Source organism: Streptomyces sp. NRRL F-5135 (genome assembly GCF_000719775.1).
In the GTDB taxonomy this organism is placed as follows: domain Bacteria; phylum Actinomycetota; class Actinomycetes; order Streptomycetales; family Streptomycetaceae; genus Streptomyces; species Streptomyces hebeiensis.
Map to the genome: position 1 here is coordinate 21,126 of NZ_JOHR01000014.1, position 17,742 is coordinate 38,867.

Here is a 17,742-nt window from a genome sequence, read left to right on the forward strand (position 1 = left end):
AGGGAACGTTTGTTCTATTGTTTGGGCAGCACTACCGAGGAGGCACCCATGCGCTGGGACAATCTGGTCGAGAACGCCTCGACGGCCGGGGAGAATGCACTCTTCGGCACCGATGCGGTGATCACACGCACCTTCGACACCCCCGAATTCCGCGGCATCACCTTTCACGAGATCCGCGCACGTTCGATCATCAACCGGGTGCCGGGCGCGTCCCGCATGCCGTTCGAATGGACGGTGAATCCGTACCGCGGCTGCTCGCACGCCTGCGTGTACTGTTTCGCGCGCAAGACGCACAGCTATCTGGACCTCGACACGGGGCTGGGCTTCGACTCCCAGATCGTCGTCAAGGTCAACGCGCCCGAGCTGGTCCGCCGGCAGCTGGCGTCCCCGCGCTGGCAGGGCGCGCACATCGCGATGGGCACGAACGTCGACTGCTACCAGCGGGCGGAGGGCCGGTACCGGCTGATGCCGGGGATCATCGCGGCCCTGCGCGAGCGGGCGAACCCCTTCTCCATCCTCACCAAGGGCACGCTCATCCTGCGCGACCTGGAGTCGCTGCGGGAGGCCGCGGCCGTCACGGACGTGGGCGTCTCGGTCTCGGTCGGCTTCGTCGACGAGGACCTGTGGCGCACGGTCGAGCCGGGCACACCGTCACCGCGGCGACGCCTGGACGTCGTACGCGCCATGGCGGACAGCGGGATCGGCTGCGGCGTGCTGATGGCCCCGGTCGTCCCCTTCCTCGGCGACGACCCCGCTCAGCTGCGCGAGACGGTACGGGAGATCGCCGCGGCCGGGGCCGGGTCGGTGACCCCGCTCGTCCTGCACCTGCGGCCGGGGGCGCGCGAGTGGTTCATGACGTGGCTGGCGGAGCACCATCCGCGCCTGGTGACGCGGTACGAGCGGATGTACGCGGGCGGCGCGTACGCGCCGACGTGGTACCAGCGGCGGGTCACCCGCCAGGTGCACGAGTTCGCGGCCGAGTTCGGGATCGGCCCGGCCGGCCGGGGCGCGGCCCGGCGCATCACCGCACCGCCGGAGCCGGGCCCGGATCGCGAACCGGCGGCGGGCGCCACCCAGTTGACACTGCTGTGACGCGGGCCCAGGACCCTTTCGCCCGGATCTCGCCGGACTTGAGGGTCCTTGCGCTCTGCCCGTCCGGGTCGCGCGGCCTCTTACGGAAGCCGGCCCAGCGCGGTCGCGGCGGCGGTGGCGAGTCGGGGGTGGTCGCGGGCGGCCTCGAGTACGGGACGCGCCCGCGCGTCCCCGAGGCGGCCCAGGCCCTCGACGCACGCCAGTGCCACCCGCCAGTGCGGCTCGTCCGGCGTCAGGAGCCCCGAGAGCGTGGCGATCAGCGCGGGCACGGACTCGGGCGCGCGCAGTTCGGTGAGCAGCCGGACGGGGTGCATCGCGTAGGCGGTGCGCAGGGTGTTGGTGGCCAGCGCGGCGGCGGCCCTGGGCGTCCGGGGGTCGCCGAGGCGGGCCAGGGCGTAGGAGGCCGAGACACAGCGTTCGGGGTCGCGGTGGTTGAGCAGCAGCACGAGCGTCTCGAACGCCCGGCGGTCCCCGGCGCAGCCGAGCCGGAAGGCGGCGAGTTCCCGGGCCCAGAGGGGCTGTTCACGCGCGGTGAGGACGGCGGCGAGCTCGTCCCGGTCCTCGGCCCTGACCAGCCGCTGGTAGGCGAGCGAGCCTCCGGATTCGTCCCGCACCCGGTCAAGGAGCGAACGTAAGTCCTCGTCCATGGCCCCAGGGTAGCGATCCGCCGCCCGGAGATCACCGGCGCGTATGCCCGCCCGCCCCCACCACACCCCGCGCCCCCGCGCCGGGCCGTCGCCGCGCACCGAGTGACCCAGCCCACATCTTCCCCCGTCTGGCGCGCTCGTTACTCGGGGGTTAACCTCAGATGAGCGGGTCATCGACCCGCGACTCACGGCGGCCTGGTGACGCAGCCGTCGTGAGAGCAGTCGGTTCCAACCGGCCGGGCCACGGGACAGGGCCTGCCGTTCTTTCTCCCGCCACGCGCGCCCCCACGCACACCCCCGGGGCGCGGTCACGCCACCGCACGCCGGTACGCGTACGGCTCCCGGTGAACCATCCGGCCGCACGGCACGCACCCGTTACAACCCGGCACCGGGACACCAGTCGTCACTCTCCCCTCAGGAGTCCTCATGGACGCCCCTCTCGCCTCTTCCGCCCCTCATGCCTCTCCCGCCCCTCCAGCCCCTCCCTCACGGTTTTCCCCCATCGCCGTCGTCGGCCTCGGCACCATGGGCACCGGCATCGCCGACGTGCTCGTCCGGGCCGGCCACGAGGTCATCGGCATCGACATCAGCGACGCCGCCGCCGCGCGTGCCGTCGCCTCGATCGAGGCCGCCACCTCACGCGCCGTGGAGCGCGGGCGGCTCGGCGCCGGGGAACGGCGTACGGTCCTCGCGCGACTGCGCACCTTCTCCGACCTCCGGGCCGCCGCCGACGCCGAGTTGGTGATCGAGGTCGTGCCCGAGTCGTACGAGACCAAGCAGCGCGTCTTCCGGGAGCTGGACGGCATCGTCAGCCCCGCGGCGGTGCTGGCCACCGGCACCAACGCGCTGTCGGTGACCCGGCTCGCGGCCGAATCGGCGCACCCCGAACGGCTGCTGGGGCTCCATTTCTTCAATCCGGCCCCGGCCATGAGGCTGGTCGAGGTGGTCTCCTCCGTCCTGACCTCGCCCCGGGCCGTCGCGGCCGTCACCGCGCTCGCCCGGCAGCTGGGCAAGGAGCCCGTCGCGGTGGGCGACCGGCCCGGCTTCGTCGCGGACGGTCTGCTCTTCGGCTATCTCAACCAGGCCGCCGCGATGTACGAGGCCGGATACGCCACCCGGGAAGACATCGATGCCGCGATGCGGCTGGGCTGCGGGCTGCCGATGGGCCCGCTCACGCTGCTCGACCTGATCGGTCTGGACACCGCCCGGACCGTGCTGGAGGCGATGTACGCGGCCACCCACGACCGGCTGCACGCGCCCGCGCCCGTGCTGCGGCAGCTCAGCGAGGCCGGGCTGACCGGCCGCAAGTCCGGACGCGGCTTCTACACCTACGCGGCGCCGGGCAACGGGACGGCCGTGCCGGACGCCCGTACGCCGACTGCCGCGCCGGACACCGTGCCGGGCAGGCCCGTCGCCTCGGTGGGCGTCGTGGGGTCGGGCACGATGGCGGGCGGTATCGCCGAGGTCTTCGCCAGAGCCGGGTACGAGGTGGTCCTGGCGGCCCGTACGCCGGAGAAGGCGGTGGCGGCCACCGCCCGGATCGGGTCGTCCCTGAACCGCTCCGTCGCCAAGGGCCGGCTGACCGCCGGGGCCCGGGACGGAACGCTGTCCCGTATCGTCCCGGCCGACTCGCTCGACGCGCTCGCCGAGGCGGACCTGGTCATCGAGGCCGTGGCCGAGGACCTGGAGGTCAAACGGGCGCTCTTCGCCCGGCTCGACAAGGTGTGCCGGCCCGGCGCGGTGCTGGCCACGACGACGTCTTCCCTCCCCGTGGTGGCCTGCGCGCGGGCGACCTCGCGCCCCGCCGACGTCATCGGGATGCACTTCTTCAACCCGGCCCCGGCCATGAAACTGGTCGAGGTGGTGCGCACGGTCCTGACCGCCGACGACGTGCACGCCACGGCGCGCGAGGTGTGCGCCACGGTCCGCAAGCATCCGGTCGACTGCGGCGACCGCGCCGGGTTCATCGTGAACGCCCTGCTCTTCCCCTACTTGAACAACGCGGTGAAGATGCTCGAACAGCACTACGCGACACCCGACGACATCGACACCGCGATGAGGCTGGGCGGCGGCTATCCGATGGGGCCCTTCGAACTGCTCGACGTGGTCGGTCTCGATGTGTCCCTGGCCATCGAGCGCGGGCTGCACCGTGAGTTCCGCGACCCGGGGCTGGCGCCGGCGTCGCTGCTGGAGCGGCTGGTGGCCGCGGGCTGCCTGGGGCGCAAGACGGGGCGCGGCTTCCGGGAGCACACGCGGCGCTGAACGGCGCCGGACCGGGCGCGCCCGGGCGGGACGGAACCGGGCGCGCCGCCGCCCGCTTCGCCCCCACGGGCGCGCCCTCCTGCGCCGATGCAGTACGTTCACCTCATGTCCCAGCCCGCCAAGTCCACCCGTACGCGCAGCAGGTCCGACGCTCCCGAGAGCGCCGCGGGCGTGCGCGCCGCCGCCCAACGCCTGAAGATGCGGCGGGAGCTGGCGGCAGCGGCCATGGAGCTCTTCGCGACCAAGGGGTACGAGGCGACCACGGTCGACGAGATCGCCGCCGCGGCCGGTGTCGCGCGCCGGACGTTCTTCCGGCACTTCCGCTCGAAGGAAGAGGCGATCTTCCCGGACCACGACGACACGCTCGTACGCGCGGAGGCGGTGCTCAACGCGGCGCCGGCCCACGAGCACCCGCTGGACACCGTCTGCCGGGGCATCAAAGAGGTCATGCGCATGTACGCGGCCTCCCCCGCCGTGTCCGTGGAGCGCTACCGCCTCACCCGCGAGGTGCCCACGCTCCGTGAGCGCGAGATCGCCTCGGTGGCCCGCTACGAGCGGCTGTTCACGCGCTATCTGCTGGGCCACTTCGACGAGCGGGACCACGCCGACGGCAACGACGACCCGCTGATGGCGGAGGTGGCGGCGTCCGCCGTCGTCACGGCGCACAACCATGTGCTGCGCCGCTGGCTGCGGGCCGGCGGCGAGGGCGACCTCGAAGCGCAGCTCGACCACGCGTTCGCGATCGTCCGCGAGACCTTCGGCACCGGGGCCGGGGCCGGCCGGGCCCTGGGCGGCGCGCCGTCCCAGCCGTCGGCCACGGCGCGGACGAGCGGCGACGTGCTGGTGACGGTGGCGCGGACGGACGCGCCCCTGGACGAGGTCATGCGGACCATCAAGCAGGCTCTCAAGGGCACCTGAGCGGGGCACCCGGACCGGCGGACGCGGCGGCCCGCCCCGAGCACCCACACGCACTCCCCGCACCCACCTGACCGCACACGGTGATATGACGCGGGCTTCGGGCGGTACAGATTGCTCATGCGTGCCATGCGGATGACAAGTGAGAGCAAAATCTGGCACCCAGTGCCTTGCGGGCTGTCACGGCGTGCCATACGTTGAGGGTGTCCGGCTGTTCCCGTGGGCCATCTCGCCCACGCTCCGGACGCCTGCGTCACAGGCATTTCCCGCGCCCACCCGGCGCCGCCACCCGGCGCCATCCGCACGCATCGCATCACACGCATCGCACGTACCGCATGCACCGCACGCACACCCCCCGCGTCACCCGCCGGACCGACGGACGGCACCCCTCCACCGCACCCGGCCGCCGGTCCGGCGGTCCCCCGACGCACCTCGGTTTCACCGGAGGCGACACCGTGAAGGAAATCCTGGACGCGATCCAGTCGCCGGACAGCACGTCCGCCGACTTCGCCGCACTGCCCCTGCCCGCCTCGTACCGCGCGGTCACCGTGCACAAGGACGAGACGGAGATGTTCGCCGGCCTGCCCACCCGGGACAAGGACCCCCGCGAGTCCCTGCACCTCGACGAGGTGCCGGTGCCCGAACTCGGCCCCGGCGAGGCACTCGTGGCCGTCATGGCCAGCTCCGTGAACTACAACTCCGTGTGGACCTCGATCTTCGAGCCCCTGCCGACCTTCGGCTTCCTGGAGCGCTACGGCACCCTCGGCGACCTGGCCAAACGGCACGACCTGCCGTACCACGTCATCGGCTCCGACCTCTCCGGTGTCGTCCTGCGCACCGGACCGGGGGTGGGCGCGTGGCACCCGGGCGACGAGGTCGTGGCGCACTGCCTCTCCGTCGAGCTGGAGTCCTCCGACGGCCACAACGACACGATGCTCGACCCCGAACAGCGGATCTGGGGCTTCGAGACCAACTTCGGCGGCCTCGCGGAGCTGGCGCTGGTGAAATCCAACCAGCTGATGCCCAAGCCCCTCCACCTGAGCTGGGAGGAGGCGGCGGCTCCCGGCCTGGTCAACTCGACCGCGTACCGGCAGCTGGTGTCGCGCAACGGCGCCGGGATGAAGCAGGGCGACAACGTGCTGATCTGGGGCGCGAGCGGCGGGCTCGGTTCGTACGCCACCCAGTTCGCGCTGGCCGGCGGCGCGAACCCGGTCTGTGTGGTCTCCAGCGAACGGAAGGCGGAGCTGTGCCGGCGGATGGGCGCGGAGGCGGTCATCGACCGGACTGCCGAGGGCTACGCGTTCTGGAAGGACGAGCGGGAGCAGGATCCGCGTGAGTGGAAACGGTTCGGCAAGCGCATCCGCGAGCTGACCGGCGGCGAGGACGTGGACATCGTCTTCGAGCACCCGGGGCGCGAGACGTTCGGCGCCAGCGTGTACGTCACCCGCAAGGGCGGCACGGTCGTCACCTGCGCCTCGACCTCCGGTTACACGCACGAGTACGACAACCGCTATCTGTGGATGTCCCTCAAACGGATCATCGGTTCGCACTTCGCCAACTACCGCGAGGCGTGGGAGGCCAACCGGCTGATCGCCAAGGGCAGGATCCACCCGACGCTGTCGAAGGTGTACGCGCTCGGGGACACCGGCCAGGCCGCGTACGACGTCCACCGCAACCTGCACCAGGGCAAGGTCGGGGTGCTGGCGCTGGCGCCCCGGGAGGGCCTGGGCGTGCGGGACGAGGAGCTGCGGGCCCGGCACATCGACGCGATCAACCGCTTCCGGAACGTGTGAGGCGCGCGATGACCGACCGTCACGAGGCTGCTCCCCCGTCCTCCGGCGCGCCCGCTTCCCCGTCCGTCGACGAGGCCCCTGCCCCGTCCCGCCAGGAGGCCCGCTCCGCGTCCCCCGACCAGGCCCGCTCCCCGTCCCCCGACGCGGCCCGCGCCAAGGACCGGCCCTGGCTCATGCGCACCTACGCCGGCCACTCCACCGCCGAGGCGTCCAACGCGCTCTACCGGCGCAACCTCGCCAAGGGCCAGACGGGCCTGTCCGTCGCCTTCGACCTGCCCACCCAGACCGGCTACGACCCCGACCACGTGCTCGCCCGCGGCGAGGTCGGCCGGGTGGGCGTGCCGGTGTCGCACCTCGGCGACATGCGGCGGCTGCTCGAGGGCATCCCGCTGGACCGCACGAACACCTCGATGACCATCAACGCCACCGCCATGTGGCTGCTGGCGCTCTACCAGGTGGTGGCGGAGGAGCAGGGCGCGGACCTCGGCGGGCTCCGGGGGACGACGCAGAACGACATCGTCAAGGAGTACCTCTCCCGCGGCACCCATGTCTTCCCGCCCGGCCCGAGCCTGCGGCTGACCACGGACCTCATCACGTACAGCGTGCGCCACCTGCCCGGCTGGAACCCCATCAACATCTGCGGCTACCACCTCCAGGAGGCGGGGGCCACGCCCGTCCAGGAGATCGCCTACGCGGTGTCCACGGCGATCACGGTGCTCGACGCGGTGTTCGCCTCCGGGCGGGTCCCCGAGGGCCGCGAGGGGGAGGTGGTCGGCAGGATCTCCTTCTTCGTCAACGCCGGGGTGCGGTTCGTCGAGGAGATGTGCAAGATGCGGGCGTTCTCGCGGATCTGGGACCGCGTCACCCGCGAGCGGTACGGGGTCGAGGACCCCCGGCAGCGCCGCTTCCGCTACGGCGTCCAGGTCAACTCGCTCGGGCTGACGGAGGCGCAGCCGGAGAACAACGTCCAGCGGATCGTGCTGGAGATGCTGGCGGTCACCCTCTCCAAGGACGCCCGCGCCCGCGCCGTCCAGCTGCCCGCGTGGAACGAGGCGCTGGGCCTGCCCAGGCCCTGGGACCAGCAGTGGTCGCTGCGGATCCAGCAGGTGCTGGCGCACGAGAGCGATCTGCTGGAGTACCCGGACCTCTTCGAGGGCTCGCGCGTCGTCGAGGAGAAGGTGGCGGCCCTGACCGAGGAGGCGTGCGCCGAGATCGGCCGGATCGAGGAGATGGGCGGGGTGCCGGCGGCCGTCGAGTCCGGCTATCTGAAGTCGCGGCTGGTCGCCGCGCACGCCGAGCGGCGGGCTCGCATCGAGTCGGGCGAGGAGAAGGTCGTCGGCGTCAACTGTTACGAGTCGACCGAGCCCAGCCCGCTCACCGCCGACCTGGACACGGCGGTCGAGACGGTGGACCCGGCGACCGAGGCCCGGGTGGTGGCCGCGCTGCACGCCTGGCGGGCCGGCCGCGACGAGGCGCGGGCGGCGGAGGCGCTGGCCGCGCTGAAGAAGGCCGCGGCGGGCACGGACAACCTGATGCCCGCGACGCTGGAGTGCGCGCGCGCCGGGGTGACCACCGGCGAGTGGTCCTGGGCGCTGCGCGACGTGTTCGGCGAGTTCCGCGCGCCCACGGGGGTGGGCGGGGCGCCGGTCGCGGTGAGCGCCGAGGCGGGCTCGCCGCTCGCGGCCGTACGGGAGCGGGTGGCGGGCACCGCGGCCGAGCTCGGGGCCGGGCGGCTGCGGCTGCTGGTCGGCAAGCCCGGGCTGGACGGGCACTCCAACGGCGCGGAGCAGATCGCCGTCCGGGCCAGGGACGCCGGCTTCGAGGTGGTGTACCAGGGCATCCGGCTCACGCCCGAGCAGATCGTGTCCGCCGCGCTCGCCGAGGACGTGCACTGCGTGGGGCTGTCGATCCTGTCGGGGTCGCACACCGCGCTGGTGCCGGACGTCCTCGCCCGGCTGCGGGCGGCCGGCGCGGGCGACGTGCCCGTGATCGTCGGCGGGATCGTCCCGCGGGCGGACGCCGACGCGCTGCGGGCGGCGGGCGTGGCCGCCGTGTTCACCCCGAAGGACTTCGGAATCACCGGGATCGTCGGCCGTATCGTCGACGAGATCCGCAAAGCCAACAAGCTCGACCCGTGGGAGGTCCCCGTATGACCGCGCCTGTCAGCTCCGCCCGCCGCTCCGGCGCCACGAGCGCCGCCGGCTCCGCCGCCCCCGCGAGCGCCGGCGGCGACGGCACCGAGCAGCCCCGGCCGCGCCGCTCGTGCCTCGCCGTGCCGGGCTCGAGCCCGCGGTTCCTGGAGAAAGCCCAGGGGCTCCCGGCCGACCAGGTCTTCCTCGACCTGGAGGACGCCTGCGCGCCGCTCGCAAAAGAAGGGGCCCGGCACTCCATCGTGGACGCGCTCAACACGGGCGACTGGACGGGCAAGACCCGGGTGGTGCGGGTCAACGACTGGACGACGCAGTGGACGTACCGCGACGTGATCACGGTCGTGGAGGGGGCGGGGCAGAACCTCGACTGCGTGATGCTGCCGAAGGTCCAGGACGCGCGGCAGGTTGTCGCGCTGGACCTGCTGCTCACCCAGATCGAGCGGACGATGGGCTTCGAGGTGGGCCGGATCGGGATCGAGGCGCAGATCGAGAACGCCAAGGGCCTGGTGAACGTGGACGACATCGCGGCGTCCTCGCCGCGCCTGGAGACCATTGTCTTCGGGCCCGCCGACTTCATGGCCTCCATCAACATGAAGTCCCTGGTCGTCGGCCGGCAGCCGGCCGGCTACGACGCCGACGCCTACCACTACATCCTGATGCGCATCCTGATGGCGGCGCGCACCCACGACCTCCAGGCGGTCGACGGGCCCTACCTCCAGATCCGCGACGTGGACGGCTTCCGGGAGGTGGCGGGCCGCGCGGCGGCGCTCGGCTTCGACGGCAAGTGGGTGCTGCACCCGGGCCAGATCGAGGCGGCGAACGAGATCTTCTCGCCGTCGCAGGAGGACTACGACCACGCCGAGCTGATCCTGGACGCCTACGCCCACCACACCTCGGAGGCGGGCGGGAAGAAGGGCTCCGCGATGCTCGGTGACGAGATGATCGACGAGGCCAGCCGGAAGATGGCGCTGGTGATCGCGGGCAAGGGCCGGGCCGCCGGGCTGCGGCGCACCACCTCGTTCGAGGCCCCGGAGGCATGAGCGCCATGCGGTTCGGTCGTACTTTCGAGGAGTTCGAGGTCGGCGCGGTCTACAAGCACTGGCCGGGCAAGACGGTCACCGAGTACGACGACCATCTCTTCTGCCTGCTGACCATGAATCACCATCCGCTGCACCTGGACAGCAACTACGCCGAGAAGACCACCGACTTCGGCCGGAACGTCGTCGTCGGGAACTACGTCTACTCGCTGCTGCTGGGCATGTCCGTGCCGGACGTCTCCGGCAAGGCCATCGCCAATCTGGAGGTGACCTCGCTGCGGCACGTGGCACCGACGTTCCACGGCGACACGGTGTACGGCGAGACGACGGTCCTGGAGAAGACACCGTCGACGTCCAAGAACGACCGCGGCATCGTCTCCGTGGAGACCAGGGGCCACAACCAGGACGGCACGCTCGTGTGCGTGTTCCGGCGCAAGGTGATGGTCCCCACCGCGGTGTACGTCAAGGAGCGCGGCGGGGAGCAGCCCGGCCGCCCCGAACCCCGGGAGAAGTGACCACCGATGAGCCGACTCGCCCGGACCGCGGGACTGACCGACGTACAGCGGGAGATCCTCACCACCGTCAGGGAATTCGTCGACAAGGAGATCCTTCCGGTCGCCACGGAGCTGGAGCACCGTGACGAGTACCCGGCGCGGATCGTCGAGGGCCTCACGGAACTCGGCCTGTTCGGGCTGATGATCCCCGAGGAGTACGGCGGTCTGGGCGAGTCGCTGCTCACGTACGCGCTGTGCGTGGAGGAGATCGCCCGGGGCTGGATGTCCGTCTCGGGCATCGTCAACACCCACTTCATCGTGGCGTACCTGCTGGAGCGGCACGGCACGGAGGAACAGAGGCGGACGTTCCTGCCGCGGATGGCGGCCGGCGAGGTGCGCGGCGCGTTCTCGATGTCCGAGCCGGGGCTCGGCTCGGACGTCTCGGCGATCACCTCCAAGGCGGTCCGGGACGGGGACGACTACGTCCTGAACGGCCAGAAGATGTGGCTGACCAACGGCGGGACGTCCTCGCTCGTGGCCGTGTTGTGCCGCAGCGACGAGGGCCATCCGGAGGGCACGGCTCCGCACCGGTCGATGACCACGTTCCTGATCGAGAAGGAGCCGGGGTTCGGCACCGTACGGCCGGGGCTCACCATCCCCGGGAAGATCGACAAGATGGGTTACAAGGGCGTCGACACCACCGAGCTGATCATGGATGATCTGCGCATTCCCGCCCATCGCGTCCTCGGCGGGACCACCGGCCGAGGGTTTTACCAAATGATGGACGGAGTCGAGGTCGGCCGGGTGAACGTCGCGGCGCGCGGCTGCGGCGTCGCGCTGCGCGCCTTCGAGCTGGGCATCGCCTACGCGCAGGCACGGCACACCTTCGGCCGGCCGATCGCGCAGCACCAGGCGATCCAGTTCAAGCTGGCCGAGATGGCCACGAAGGTCGAGGCGGCCCACGCCATGATGGTGGGCGCGGCCCGCAAAAAGGACTCCGGGGAACGAAACGACCTGGAGGCGGGGATGGCGAAGTACCTGGCCGCCGAGTACTGCAAGGAGGTCGTGGAGGACTCGTTCCGGATCCACGGCGGGTACGGATTCTCCAAGGAGTACGAGATCGAGCGCCTCTACCGGGAGGCCCCGATGCTGCTGATCGGCGAGGGGACCGCCGAGATCCAGAAAATGATCATTGGCCGACGGCTTTTGGAGGAGTACCGTTTCCAGGGTTGATTGTCGCTTTTGATCTGCTTCGACCGCGAAGAAGATCACACCCTGTCGTTCTTCCGCAGCGGCTTCAAGCCGCCCGACTCGTCGGCTGGCTTGCTCAGTTACGGCTCGCAACCGATACCATCGCTGGAAAGCCGCCGTCCCCCCGTTGCCAGCGCGGCATCATCCGCTACGAAGGTCAACCATGCCCCACAGCCAAACCTCTGCACCTCGCGGCCCGGTCCGCCTCGCGCGCGGAGCATCGCCGTGGCTCCTGCCGACCGTCGCCACGGCCGCCGTCAGCCTCGCCCGCGCCCGCCGCTCCCGGCGTGCCGCCGCCCTCGCCGTGCCCGCCACGGCGCTCGCGGCGGGCATGCTGTGGTTCTTCCGCGACCCCGAGCGCGAGATCGCTCAGGGCCGGGTCATCTCCCCGGCCGACGGCGTGGTGCAGAGCATCATGCCGTGGAAGGACGGGCGCACCCGGGTCGCCATCTTCATGAGCCCGCTGAACGTCCACGTCAACCGCGCCCCCCTCGCCGGCACGGTGACGTCCGTGGAACACGTCCCGGGCGGGTTCGTCCCCGCGTTCAACAAGGAGAGCGAGAACAACGAGCGCGTCGTCTGGCACTTCGACACCGAACTGGGCGACATCGAGATGGTGCAGATCGCGGGCGCGGTGGCCCGGCGCATCGTCCCGTACCTGCCCCAGGGGACCAAGGTGGAACAGGGCGAGCGCATCGGTCTGATCCGGTTCGGCTCGCGCGTCGACCTCTACCTCCCCGAGGGTGTCGAGGTCGACGTCGAGGTCGGTCAGACCACGACCGCGGGGGTGACTCGCATTGACCGTGATTGATCCCGACACACAGGCGGGCTGGGCCGTCGAGGCGGAGGCCGCGACGGAGACGGAGGACGACGCGGAGGACATGCCGCTCTCACTGCGGCTGTCGATAGCGGACACCCTCACCCTCGGCAACGCCACCTGCGGCTTCATGGCGGTGTACTTCACCACCACCGGCATCCTGATCCCGCACCTCACGGGCAGCGACGAGAGCGGTATGGCGCGGCACTCCGCGGCCACGGCCGTGATCCTGATGCTGGCCGCGGCGATCTTCGACCTGTTCGACGGGCTCGTGGCGCGCAAGCTGCGCAGCTCCCCGATGGGCGCGGAGCTGGACAACCTGTCCGACCTGATCAGCTTCGGCCTGGCCCCGGCGTACTTCGTCCTGGTGTACGGCATGGTCGCGGACGACGCCCATCAGCGGGTCTCGGCGCTGGCCGCGGTGGTGGTGCTGCTGGCTGTCGTGCTGCGTCTCGCGAGATTCTCGTGCGTGACGATGAAGGACGGCATGTTCCAGGGGATGCCGTCGCCCTTCGGGGCGCTGACGGTGATCTCCATCGTCCTGCTGGAGCTTCCCTTCGTACCGACCACGCTGGCGATCATCGGTGTGGCGTGGCTGATGGTGAGCCGGGTCGAGTACCCGAAGCCGCGGGGCGTCCTCGCGGTGGCGATGCTGAGCTGGATCGTGGCCGCGATGGGGCTGCTGGCGGCCTGGGCGTTCGACGCGCCCGGCGGTCAGCTGCTGCTCCAGACCGGCTGCGCGCTCCAGGTGGTGACGGGCGCGGTGATCCCGCTCTTCGCCACGGCGCGGCGGGTGAACACCTTCCGCGACAACCGCCGCGAGGCGCGGGCGGCGCAGCTGCCGTAGCGGGAGCGGTCACGGATACGGCGGAACGCGGGAGGGCCCGGGTGCGTGAGGCACCCGGGCCCTCCCGCGTGTGACACCCGCGCATGGCCGGGCCCCTCCCGCGCGCGGTCGGACCGTCGCGGGGCGATCGGGCCCTGTGGGGCGGCCGGGCCGCTTTCGGCGTGGCGCAGGGGAGCCGCACCGGCCGGTCGCGGGCTGCCCGGCGGCAGCCGACCCGTCCCGGTCGGTGGGGCGGCGACCCCTTGCGGTCGGCGGGGCGGCGGCGTCCGCCCTCAGAGGGCCAGCATGTCCCGGTCGGCGGGGCGGCACGTCCCGCCCGTCAGCGGGTCAGCTTCTCCCGTGCGATGTCCTCCGCCAGGCGTTCCAGCAGGGGGCCGGCCTGGGCCATGCACACCGCCGGGTCCGGTTCCAGATCGGTGAGGGCGTAGACGCGGGCGATCCCCGCCCGGTGCAGGGCGTGCGGCGGCAGCGTCAGCCGGCCGCAGACCGCGACGACCTCCACGCCGGCCGCCCGGGCCGCCGACGCCACGCCCGCCGGGGCCTTTCCGTGCAGGGTCTGTTCGTCCAGCGAGCCCTCGCCGGTGATGACCAGGGTCGCCCGCGCGAGCGCCGGGGCGAAGCCCAGGACGTCCAGCATGACCTCGATACCGGGGCGGAAGCCCGCGCCGAGGCCGACGAGCGCGCCGTAGCCGATGCCGCCCGCCGCGCCCGCGCCGGGAGCGAGGGCCAGGTCGGCGGCGCCCGGGCCGACGGCCCGCTCCAGGACCGTGGCGTAGTGGGCCAGGGCCGCGTCGAGCGTACGGACGTCCTCGGGCGCCGCGCCCTTCTGCGGTCCGTAGACCGCGGCGGCGCCCTTGGGGCCGGTCAGCGGGTTGTCGACATCACTGGCCAGCACGATCTCCGTCGTGGCGAGCCTGGTGTCCAGACCGGAGAGATCGGCCGTGGCCAGGTCGCGCAGGGCGCCGCCCCCCGGCCCGGCCGGCCGGCCGGCCGCGTCCAGCAGCCGCGCGCCGAGCGCGGTGAGCATGCCCGCGCCGCCGTCGGTCGTCGCGCTCCCTCCGACACCGAGGACGATGGCGCGGGCCCCCGCGTCGAGCGCGGCGCGCAGCAGCTCGCCGGTGCCGTACGTCGTGGCCGTGAGCGGGGCGAAGACGCCCTCCGGCAGGCACTGGAGGCCCGACGCCTCGGCCATCTCGACCACGGCCGTGCCGTCGCGCAGGGCGTACGCCGCGGTCAGCTCGTCGCCGAGCGGCCCGGTGACCCGTACCTCACGCCGTTCGAAACCGGCCGCGACGGCCGCCGCCACCGTGCCGTCGCCACCGTCGGCGACGGGCAGCGTCTCGACGGCGGCCCCGGGCACGACCCGGCGCAGTCCCGCCGTCACCCGCTCCGCCACCTGTACCGCCGTGAGCGAGCCCTTGAACTTGTCCGCCGCGACGAGCACGCGCGCGGCCTCCGTTGCTGCTCCGTCCGTCACCATGCGCCCCTTGCCGTCGAACAGGCGGTCGTGCCGCCCCGACCCTATCCGCAGGGATCACCGTCTGCCCATGGCCGTGACATGGCCGGCCCCGGCGGCCCGGAACGCGACGGCCGGGTGGGACCCACGCGCTTCCGGGGGCCCGCGCGCCGTCCACGGCCCCCGCACCGCTCGCGGGTCCGCGTCCCTCAGCGGCTAGGCTGCCCGTGTGACGGACACGGACACCGACTACGCCGCTTACATCGCCGGCCTCCCCCGCATCCTGGCCGGCGCCGCCATGCTGTGCCGGGACGCCGAGGGCCGGGTACTGGCCGTGGAGCCCAACTACCGCGAGGGCTGGGCCCTGCCCGGCGGGACCATCGAGTCCGACGCCGGCGAGACCCCGCGTCAGGGCGCCCGCCGGGAGACGTTGGAGGAGATCGGCCTGGACATCGAGCCGGGGCGGCTGCTCGCCGTCGACTGGGTGCAGAGCGACGCCCGGCCCCCGGTCGCGGCGTATCTGTACGACGGCGGGGTGCTGACCGCCGAACAGCTCGCGGCGATCCGGGTCCAGGAGGAAGAGCTGCTGTCGTGGCAGCTGTTGGAGCGCGAGCAGATTCCCACGTTCCTGCTCGGGTCGCTGGGGCCCCGCGTGCTGGCGGCGCTCGAGGCGCTGGCGGACGGTACGGGCGCGGTGGAGCTGGTGAACGGCCGGCGGACGCGGTAGGAGCCCTCGGCCGGGGCGCGCGGGCTTTGCGGCGGAGAGCGAACAGTTGACCTTCAGGTTCCTCGAACGCCCACAATCACCGCCATGGACGGCATCACGACGAGCAACACCCAGGGCCTGACCAAACTGCTGAGCATCAGCGCCTTCGCCCGGCGCGTCGGCCTCGCGCCGAGCGCGCTGCGCTTCTACGACGACTGCCGCGTCCTCGAACCCGCGCGGGTGGACGAGGCGACCGGCTACCGCTACTACAACCCCGACCAGGAGATCCGCGCCAGAATGCTGCGGAGCCTGCGGGAGGCGGGCATGCCGCTCGCCGATGTCACGGTCGTCCTCGACGGTGACGCGGAGGAGGCCCGGGCGGTGCTGGAGCGGCACCGCGGAACCGTACGGGACAGGTCGCGGACGGCGGACGCCACGATCGCGGCGGCGCTGCGGTCCCTCACCGGGGCGGCCACGGCCGATGGCGCGGCGGAGCCGCCGACCCGGGTACGTATCGGCGGCGCGGAGCTGGCGAGTGCCGTGCGGCAGGTCGTGCCGGCCGTCGCCCGGGACCCGGAACTCCCCGTTCTCGGCTGTGTTCTGGTCGAGATCGATGCCGACGAGGTACGGCTGGTGGCGACCGACCGCTACCGGCTGTCCGTCCGGGTCCTCAGACCGGTGACGACGGTGGCGGGCCCGCCCAGGAAGCTGCTGGTGGAGGCGGCGGCCCTGACGGAGACCGGCACGTGGGCGGCGCGGCACGCGGCGGTCACGATCGAGGCGGGCCCGGACGGGGCCAGGATCCATGGCGCCCAGACCCCGGCGGCAGGGGCGGGGAGCCAGGCGGCGGCCTGGGCCCATGGCGGGCTCGGGGCCATGGTGGAGGACGATGTGCGGGCCGACGCGCTGGCGGCTGACGGTACCGGTGCCGCCGCCGATGACGCGTCAGATGACGTGTCAGATGACGTGTCACGAGAACTGCCCCTGTGCGCGGACGAGTTCCCGGCCTACCGGGAGATGCTGGCCGCCCTGTCCCCGGCCCGGCACCGGCTGCTCGTGGACCGTACGGCCCTGCTCGACGCGGTCGAGGGACTCGGGGACGCGCGGGCCGTCGAGATCCGGCTCGCTGAGGACAAGGCGACGGTTTCCCGGGCCGATGGCCCGGACGGCGCTGACGGCGCTGACGGCAGCGACGACTCCAGCGACTCGGGCGGCTCCAGCGGCTCCCGTGACCCGGACGGCTCCGTGGGCTCCGTGGGCTCCGGCGCGGTGACCCTGGCCGCCGTGTGCCTGGGCGCGCCGGCCCTCCGTATCCGCTTCGACCCGTCCGTCCTGGCCCCGGCCCTCGACGCGGGCGTCGGCCCCGACGTGCTGCTGGAGATCGCCTCCGCCGCCGAACCTGTCGTGGTGCGCTCGGCGGACCAGGGCAGTTTCACCACGCTGGTGATGCCCGTGGGCCCGGCCGACGAGGAGTCCTGACGTGTCGTCGGAGGAAACGGTCCGGGAGACGGGCCGGCAGACCGGCCAGGAGACGGGCGAGGAAACAGGCGTGGAGACGACGATGGACCCCGGGAACGCCGTCGTACAGCTGTGCGCGCGGGGCATGGCCGCCGAGGCGGGCGGACGAACGGAGGAGGCACGCGGGCTGTTCCTGACCGCGTGGGAGGCCGCCACCGACGACTACGAGGCGTGCGTCGCCGCGCACTACCTGGCGCGTCATCAGCGGACGCCGCGCGAGACCCTGCACTGGAACCGGGAGTGCCTGACCCGTGCCGACCAGGTCGGGGACGAACGCGTGCGCCCCTTCTACGCCTCGCTCCACGGCGCCATGGGCCGGGCCCATCTGGACCTCGGAGACGTCGAAGAGGCCCGAACCCATTTCGCGTCGGCGGCCCGGCACCTCTCGGACGTGCCTCCCGGGCAGTACCGGGACTGGGTACGGCTCTCCGTCGCGCGGGGCCTGCGGGCCGTCGGCGGCAGGGACGGCGGGGACGGTGGGGACGGTGGGGACGGTGGGGACGGCACCGGAGCGGACCCCGTGCACGCCCTGCTGGTGCGCCTGTGCGCGCGGGCCGACCTCGACGCGCTGAGCCTGCTGCTCCCCGTCTGGGCGGGGAGCCTCGGCACGGCCGAGGACGAGGAGGCGGTCACGACGGCGCTGCGCATGCTCCACGCGGAGCGCCGGCTGCCCGACGCCGAGCAGGCCGCCCTGAGCGAGGCGATCGGAGCGCGAAGCGCTTGACCTGATGTCCCACGGCGGCGCCCCGCGAAGGCC

General features: G+C 72.7%; 15 protein-coding genes. 13 read left to right on the forward strand and 2 right to left on the reverse strand.

Annotated features, from left to right (window positions below; translation table 11 throughout):
* The first annotated feature begins 48 nt into the window (after nucleotides 1–48).
* The gene (locus IG02_RS0124085; RefSeq protein WP_030751865.1) at nucleotides 49–1,092 is read left to right on the forward strand and encodes an Rv2578c family radical SAM protein; all 1,044 of its coding nucleotides are present in this window, start codon (nucleotides 49–51) and stop codon (nucleotides 1,090–1,092) included.
* 80 nt (nucleotides 1,093–1,172) lie between these two features.
* Here IG02_RS0124085 and IG02_RS0124090 read toward each other — a convergent pair whose 3' ends face one another.
* Nucleotides 1,173–1,739 (reverse strand): adenylosuccinate lyase, encoded by a 567-nt coding sequence (locus IG02_RS0124090; RefSeq protein WP_030751867.1) that lies wholly within the window; start codon nucleotides 1,737–1,739, stop codon nucleotides 1,173–1,175.
* A gap of 426 nt (nucleotides 1,740–2,165) precedes the next feature.
* Between IG02_RS0124090 and IG02_RS0124095 the strand changes: the two genes are divergently transcribed.
* From IG02_RS0124095 to pssA, 9 genes are all read left to right on the forward strand, one after another.
* The gene (locus tag IG02_RS0124095) at nucleotides 2,166–4,001 is read left to right on the forward strand and encodes a 3-hydroxyacyl-CoA dehydrogenase family protein (RefSeq protein WP_078854772.1); all 1,836 of its coding nucleotides are present in this window, start codon (nucleotides 2,166–2,168) and stop codon (nucleotides 3,999–4,001) included.
* A gap of 105 nt (nucleotides 4,002–4,106) precedes the next feature.
* Nucleotides 4,107–4,919, forward strand: coding sequence for a TetR family transcriptional regulator (locus IG02_RS0124100; protein WP_030751870.1), 813 nt, complete (start codon nucleotides 4,107–4,109; stop codon nucleotides 4,917–4,919).
* Nucleotides 4,920–5,371: 452 nt separating this feature from the next.
* Nucleotides 5,372–6,709 (forward strand): crotonyl-CoA carboxylase/reductase, encoded by a 1,338-nt coding sequence (gene ccrA / locus IG02_RS0124105; RefSeq protein WP_030751872.1) that lies wholly within the window; start codon nucleotides 5,372–5,374, stop codon nucleotides 6,707–6,709.
* Nucleotides 6,710–6,882: 173 nt separating this feature from the next.
* On the forward strand, nucleotides 6,883–8,862 hold the full coding sequence (locus IG02_RS0124110; RefSeq protein ID WP_030751875.1) for a protein meaA: 1,980 nt from the start codon (nucleotides 6,883–6,885) through the stop codon (nucleotides 8,860–8,862).
* Nucleotides 8,859–9,899: an HpcH/HpaI aldolase/citrate lyase family protein gene (locus IG02_RS0124115; protein ID WP_234314889.1), complete on the forward strand. Its 1,041-nt coding sequence runs from the start codon at nucleotides 8,859–8,861 to the stop codon at nucleotides 9,897–9,899. The genes IG02_RS0124110 and IG02_RS0124115 overlap by 4 nt, the downstream gene beginning before the upstream one ends.
* Before the next feature lie 5 nt (nucleotides 9,900–9,904).
* On the forward strand, nucleotides 9,905–10,411 hold the full coding sequence (locus IG02_RS0124120; RefSeq protein WP_030751882.1) for a MaoC family dehydratase: 507 nt from the start codon (nucleotides 9,905–9,907) through the stop codon (nucleotides 10,409–10,411).
* Nucleotides 10,412–10,417: 6 nt separating this feature from the next.
* Complete coding sequence (locus tag IG02_RS0124125; protein WP_030751886.1) at nucleotides 10,418–11,623, forward strand: acyl-CoA dehydrogenase family protein; 1,206 nt, start codon at nucleotides 10,418–10,420, stop codon at nucleotides 11,621–11,623.
* A gap of 181 nt (nucleotides 11,624–11,804) precedes the next feature.
* Nucleotides 11,805–12,452 carry a phosphatidylserine decarboxylase gene (locus IG02_RS0124130; RefSeq protein ID WP_030751888.1) on the forward strand — a complete coding sequence of 216 codons (648 nt, stop codon included), beginning with the start codon at nucleotides 11,805–11,807 and terminating at the stop codon, nucleotides 12,450–12,452.
* Nucleotides 12,439–13,305: a CDP-diacylglycerol--serine O-phosphatidyltransferase gene (gene pssA / locus IG02_RS0124135; RefSeq protein WP_199814079.1), complete on the forward strand. Its 867-nt coding sequence runs from the start codon at nucleotides 12,439–12,441 to the stop codon at nucleotides 13,303–13,305. The genes IG02_RS0124130 and pssA overlap by 14 nt, the downstream gene beginning before the upstream one ends.
* Nucleotides 13,306–13,624: 319 nt before the next feature.
* Here the strand turns inward: pssA and IG02_RS0124140 are convergent, their stop codons facing one another.
* Nucleotides 13,625–14,782, reverse strand: coding sequence for a glycerate kinase (locus tag IG02_RS0124140; RefSeq protein ID WP_030751894.1), 1,158 nt, complete (start codon nucleotides 14,780–14,782; stop codon nucleotides 13,625–13,627).
* A 208-nt stretch (nucleotides 14,783–14,990) separates the two neighbouring features.
* On the opposite strand from IG02_RS0124140, the gene IG02_RS0124145 reads away from it, so the two are divergent.
* The 3 genes from IG02_RS0124145 to IG02_RS0124160 all read left to right on the forward strand — a co-directional run bounded on the left by IG02_RS0124145 (nucleotide 14,991) and on the right by IG02_RS0124160 (nucleotide 17,709).
* Entirely contained in the window at nucleotides 14,991–15,488 is a 498-nt protein-coding gene (locus IG02_RS0124145; RefSeq protein ID WP_030751897.1) for an NUDIX domain-containing protein, read from the forward strand.
* A gap of 84 nt (nucleotides 15,489–15,572) precedes the next feature.
* Nucleotides 15,573–16,946 (forward strand): MerR family transcriptional regulator, encoded by a 1,374-nt coding sequence (locus IG02_RS42240; protein WP_051765657.1) that lies wholly within the window; start codon nucleotides 15,573–15,575, stop codon nucleotides 16,944–16,946.
* 1 nt (nucleotide 16,947) lies between these two features.
* Nucleotides 16,948–17,709: a hypothetical protein gene (locus IG02_RS0124160; RefSeq protein ID WP_234314890.1), complete on the forward strand. Its 762-nt coding sequence runs from the start codon at nucleotides 16,948–16,950 to the stop codon at nucleotides 17,707–17,709.
* Nucleotides 17,710–17,742 lie beyond the last annotated feature (33 nt).

What these genes read in the sequence shown, in the direction of transcription:
- IG02_RS0124100 (WP_030751870.1), top strand. Translation starts at nt 4,107, where the DNA reads ATGTCCCAGCCCGCCAAGTCCACCCGTACGCGCAGCAGGTCCGACGCT.
- IG02_RS42240 (WP_051765657.1), top strand. Translation starts at nt 15,573, where the DNA reads ATGGACGGCATCACGACGAGCAACACCCAGGGCCTGACCAAACTGCTG.
- IG02_RS0124090 (WP_030751867.1), bottom strand. Translation starts at nt 1,739, where the DNA reads ATGGACGAGGACTTACGTTCGCTCCTTGACCGGGTGCGGGACGAATCC.
- IG02_RS0124085 (WP_030751865.1), top strand. Translation starts at nt 49, where the DNA reads ATGCGCTGGGACAATCTGGTCGAGAACGCCTCGACGGCCGGGGAGAAT.
- IG02_RS0124110 (WP_030751875.1), top strand. Translation starts at nt 6,883, where the DNA reads ATGCGCACCTACGCCGGCCACTCCACCGCCGAGGCGTCCAACGCGCTC.
- IG02_RS0124120 (WP_030751882.1), top strand. Translation starts at nt 9,905, where the DNA reads ATGCGGTTCGGTCGTACTTTCGAGGAGTTCGAGGTCGGCGCGGTCTAC.
- IG02_RS0124115 (WP_234314889.1), top strand. Translation starts at nt 8,859, where the DNA reads ATGACCGCGCCTGTCAGCTCCGCCCGCCGCTCCGGCGCCACGAGCGCC.
- IG02_RS0124125 (WP_030751886.1), top strand. Translation starts at nt 10,418, where the DNA reads ATGAGCCGACTCGCCCGGACCGCGGGACTGACCGACGTACAGCGGGAG.
- IG02_RS0124095 (WP_078854772.1), top strand. Translation starts at nt 2,166, where the DNA reads ATGGACGCCCCTCTCGCCTCTTCCGCCCCTCATGCCTCTCCCGCCCCT.
- IG02_RS0124130 (WP_030751888.1), top strand. Translation starts at nt 11,805, where the DNA reads ATGCCCCACAGCCAAACCTCTGCACCTCGCGGCCCGGTCCGCCTCGCG.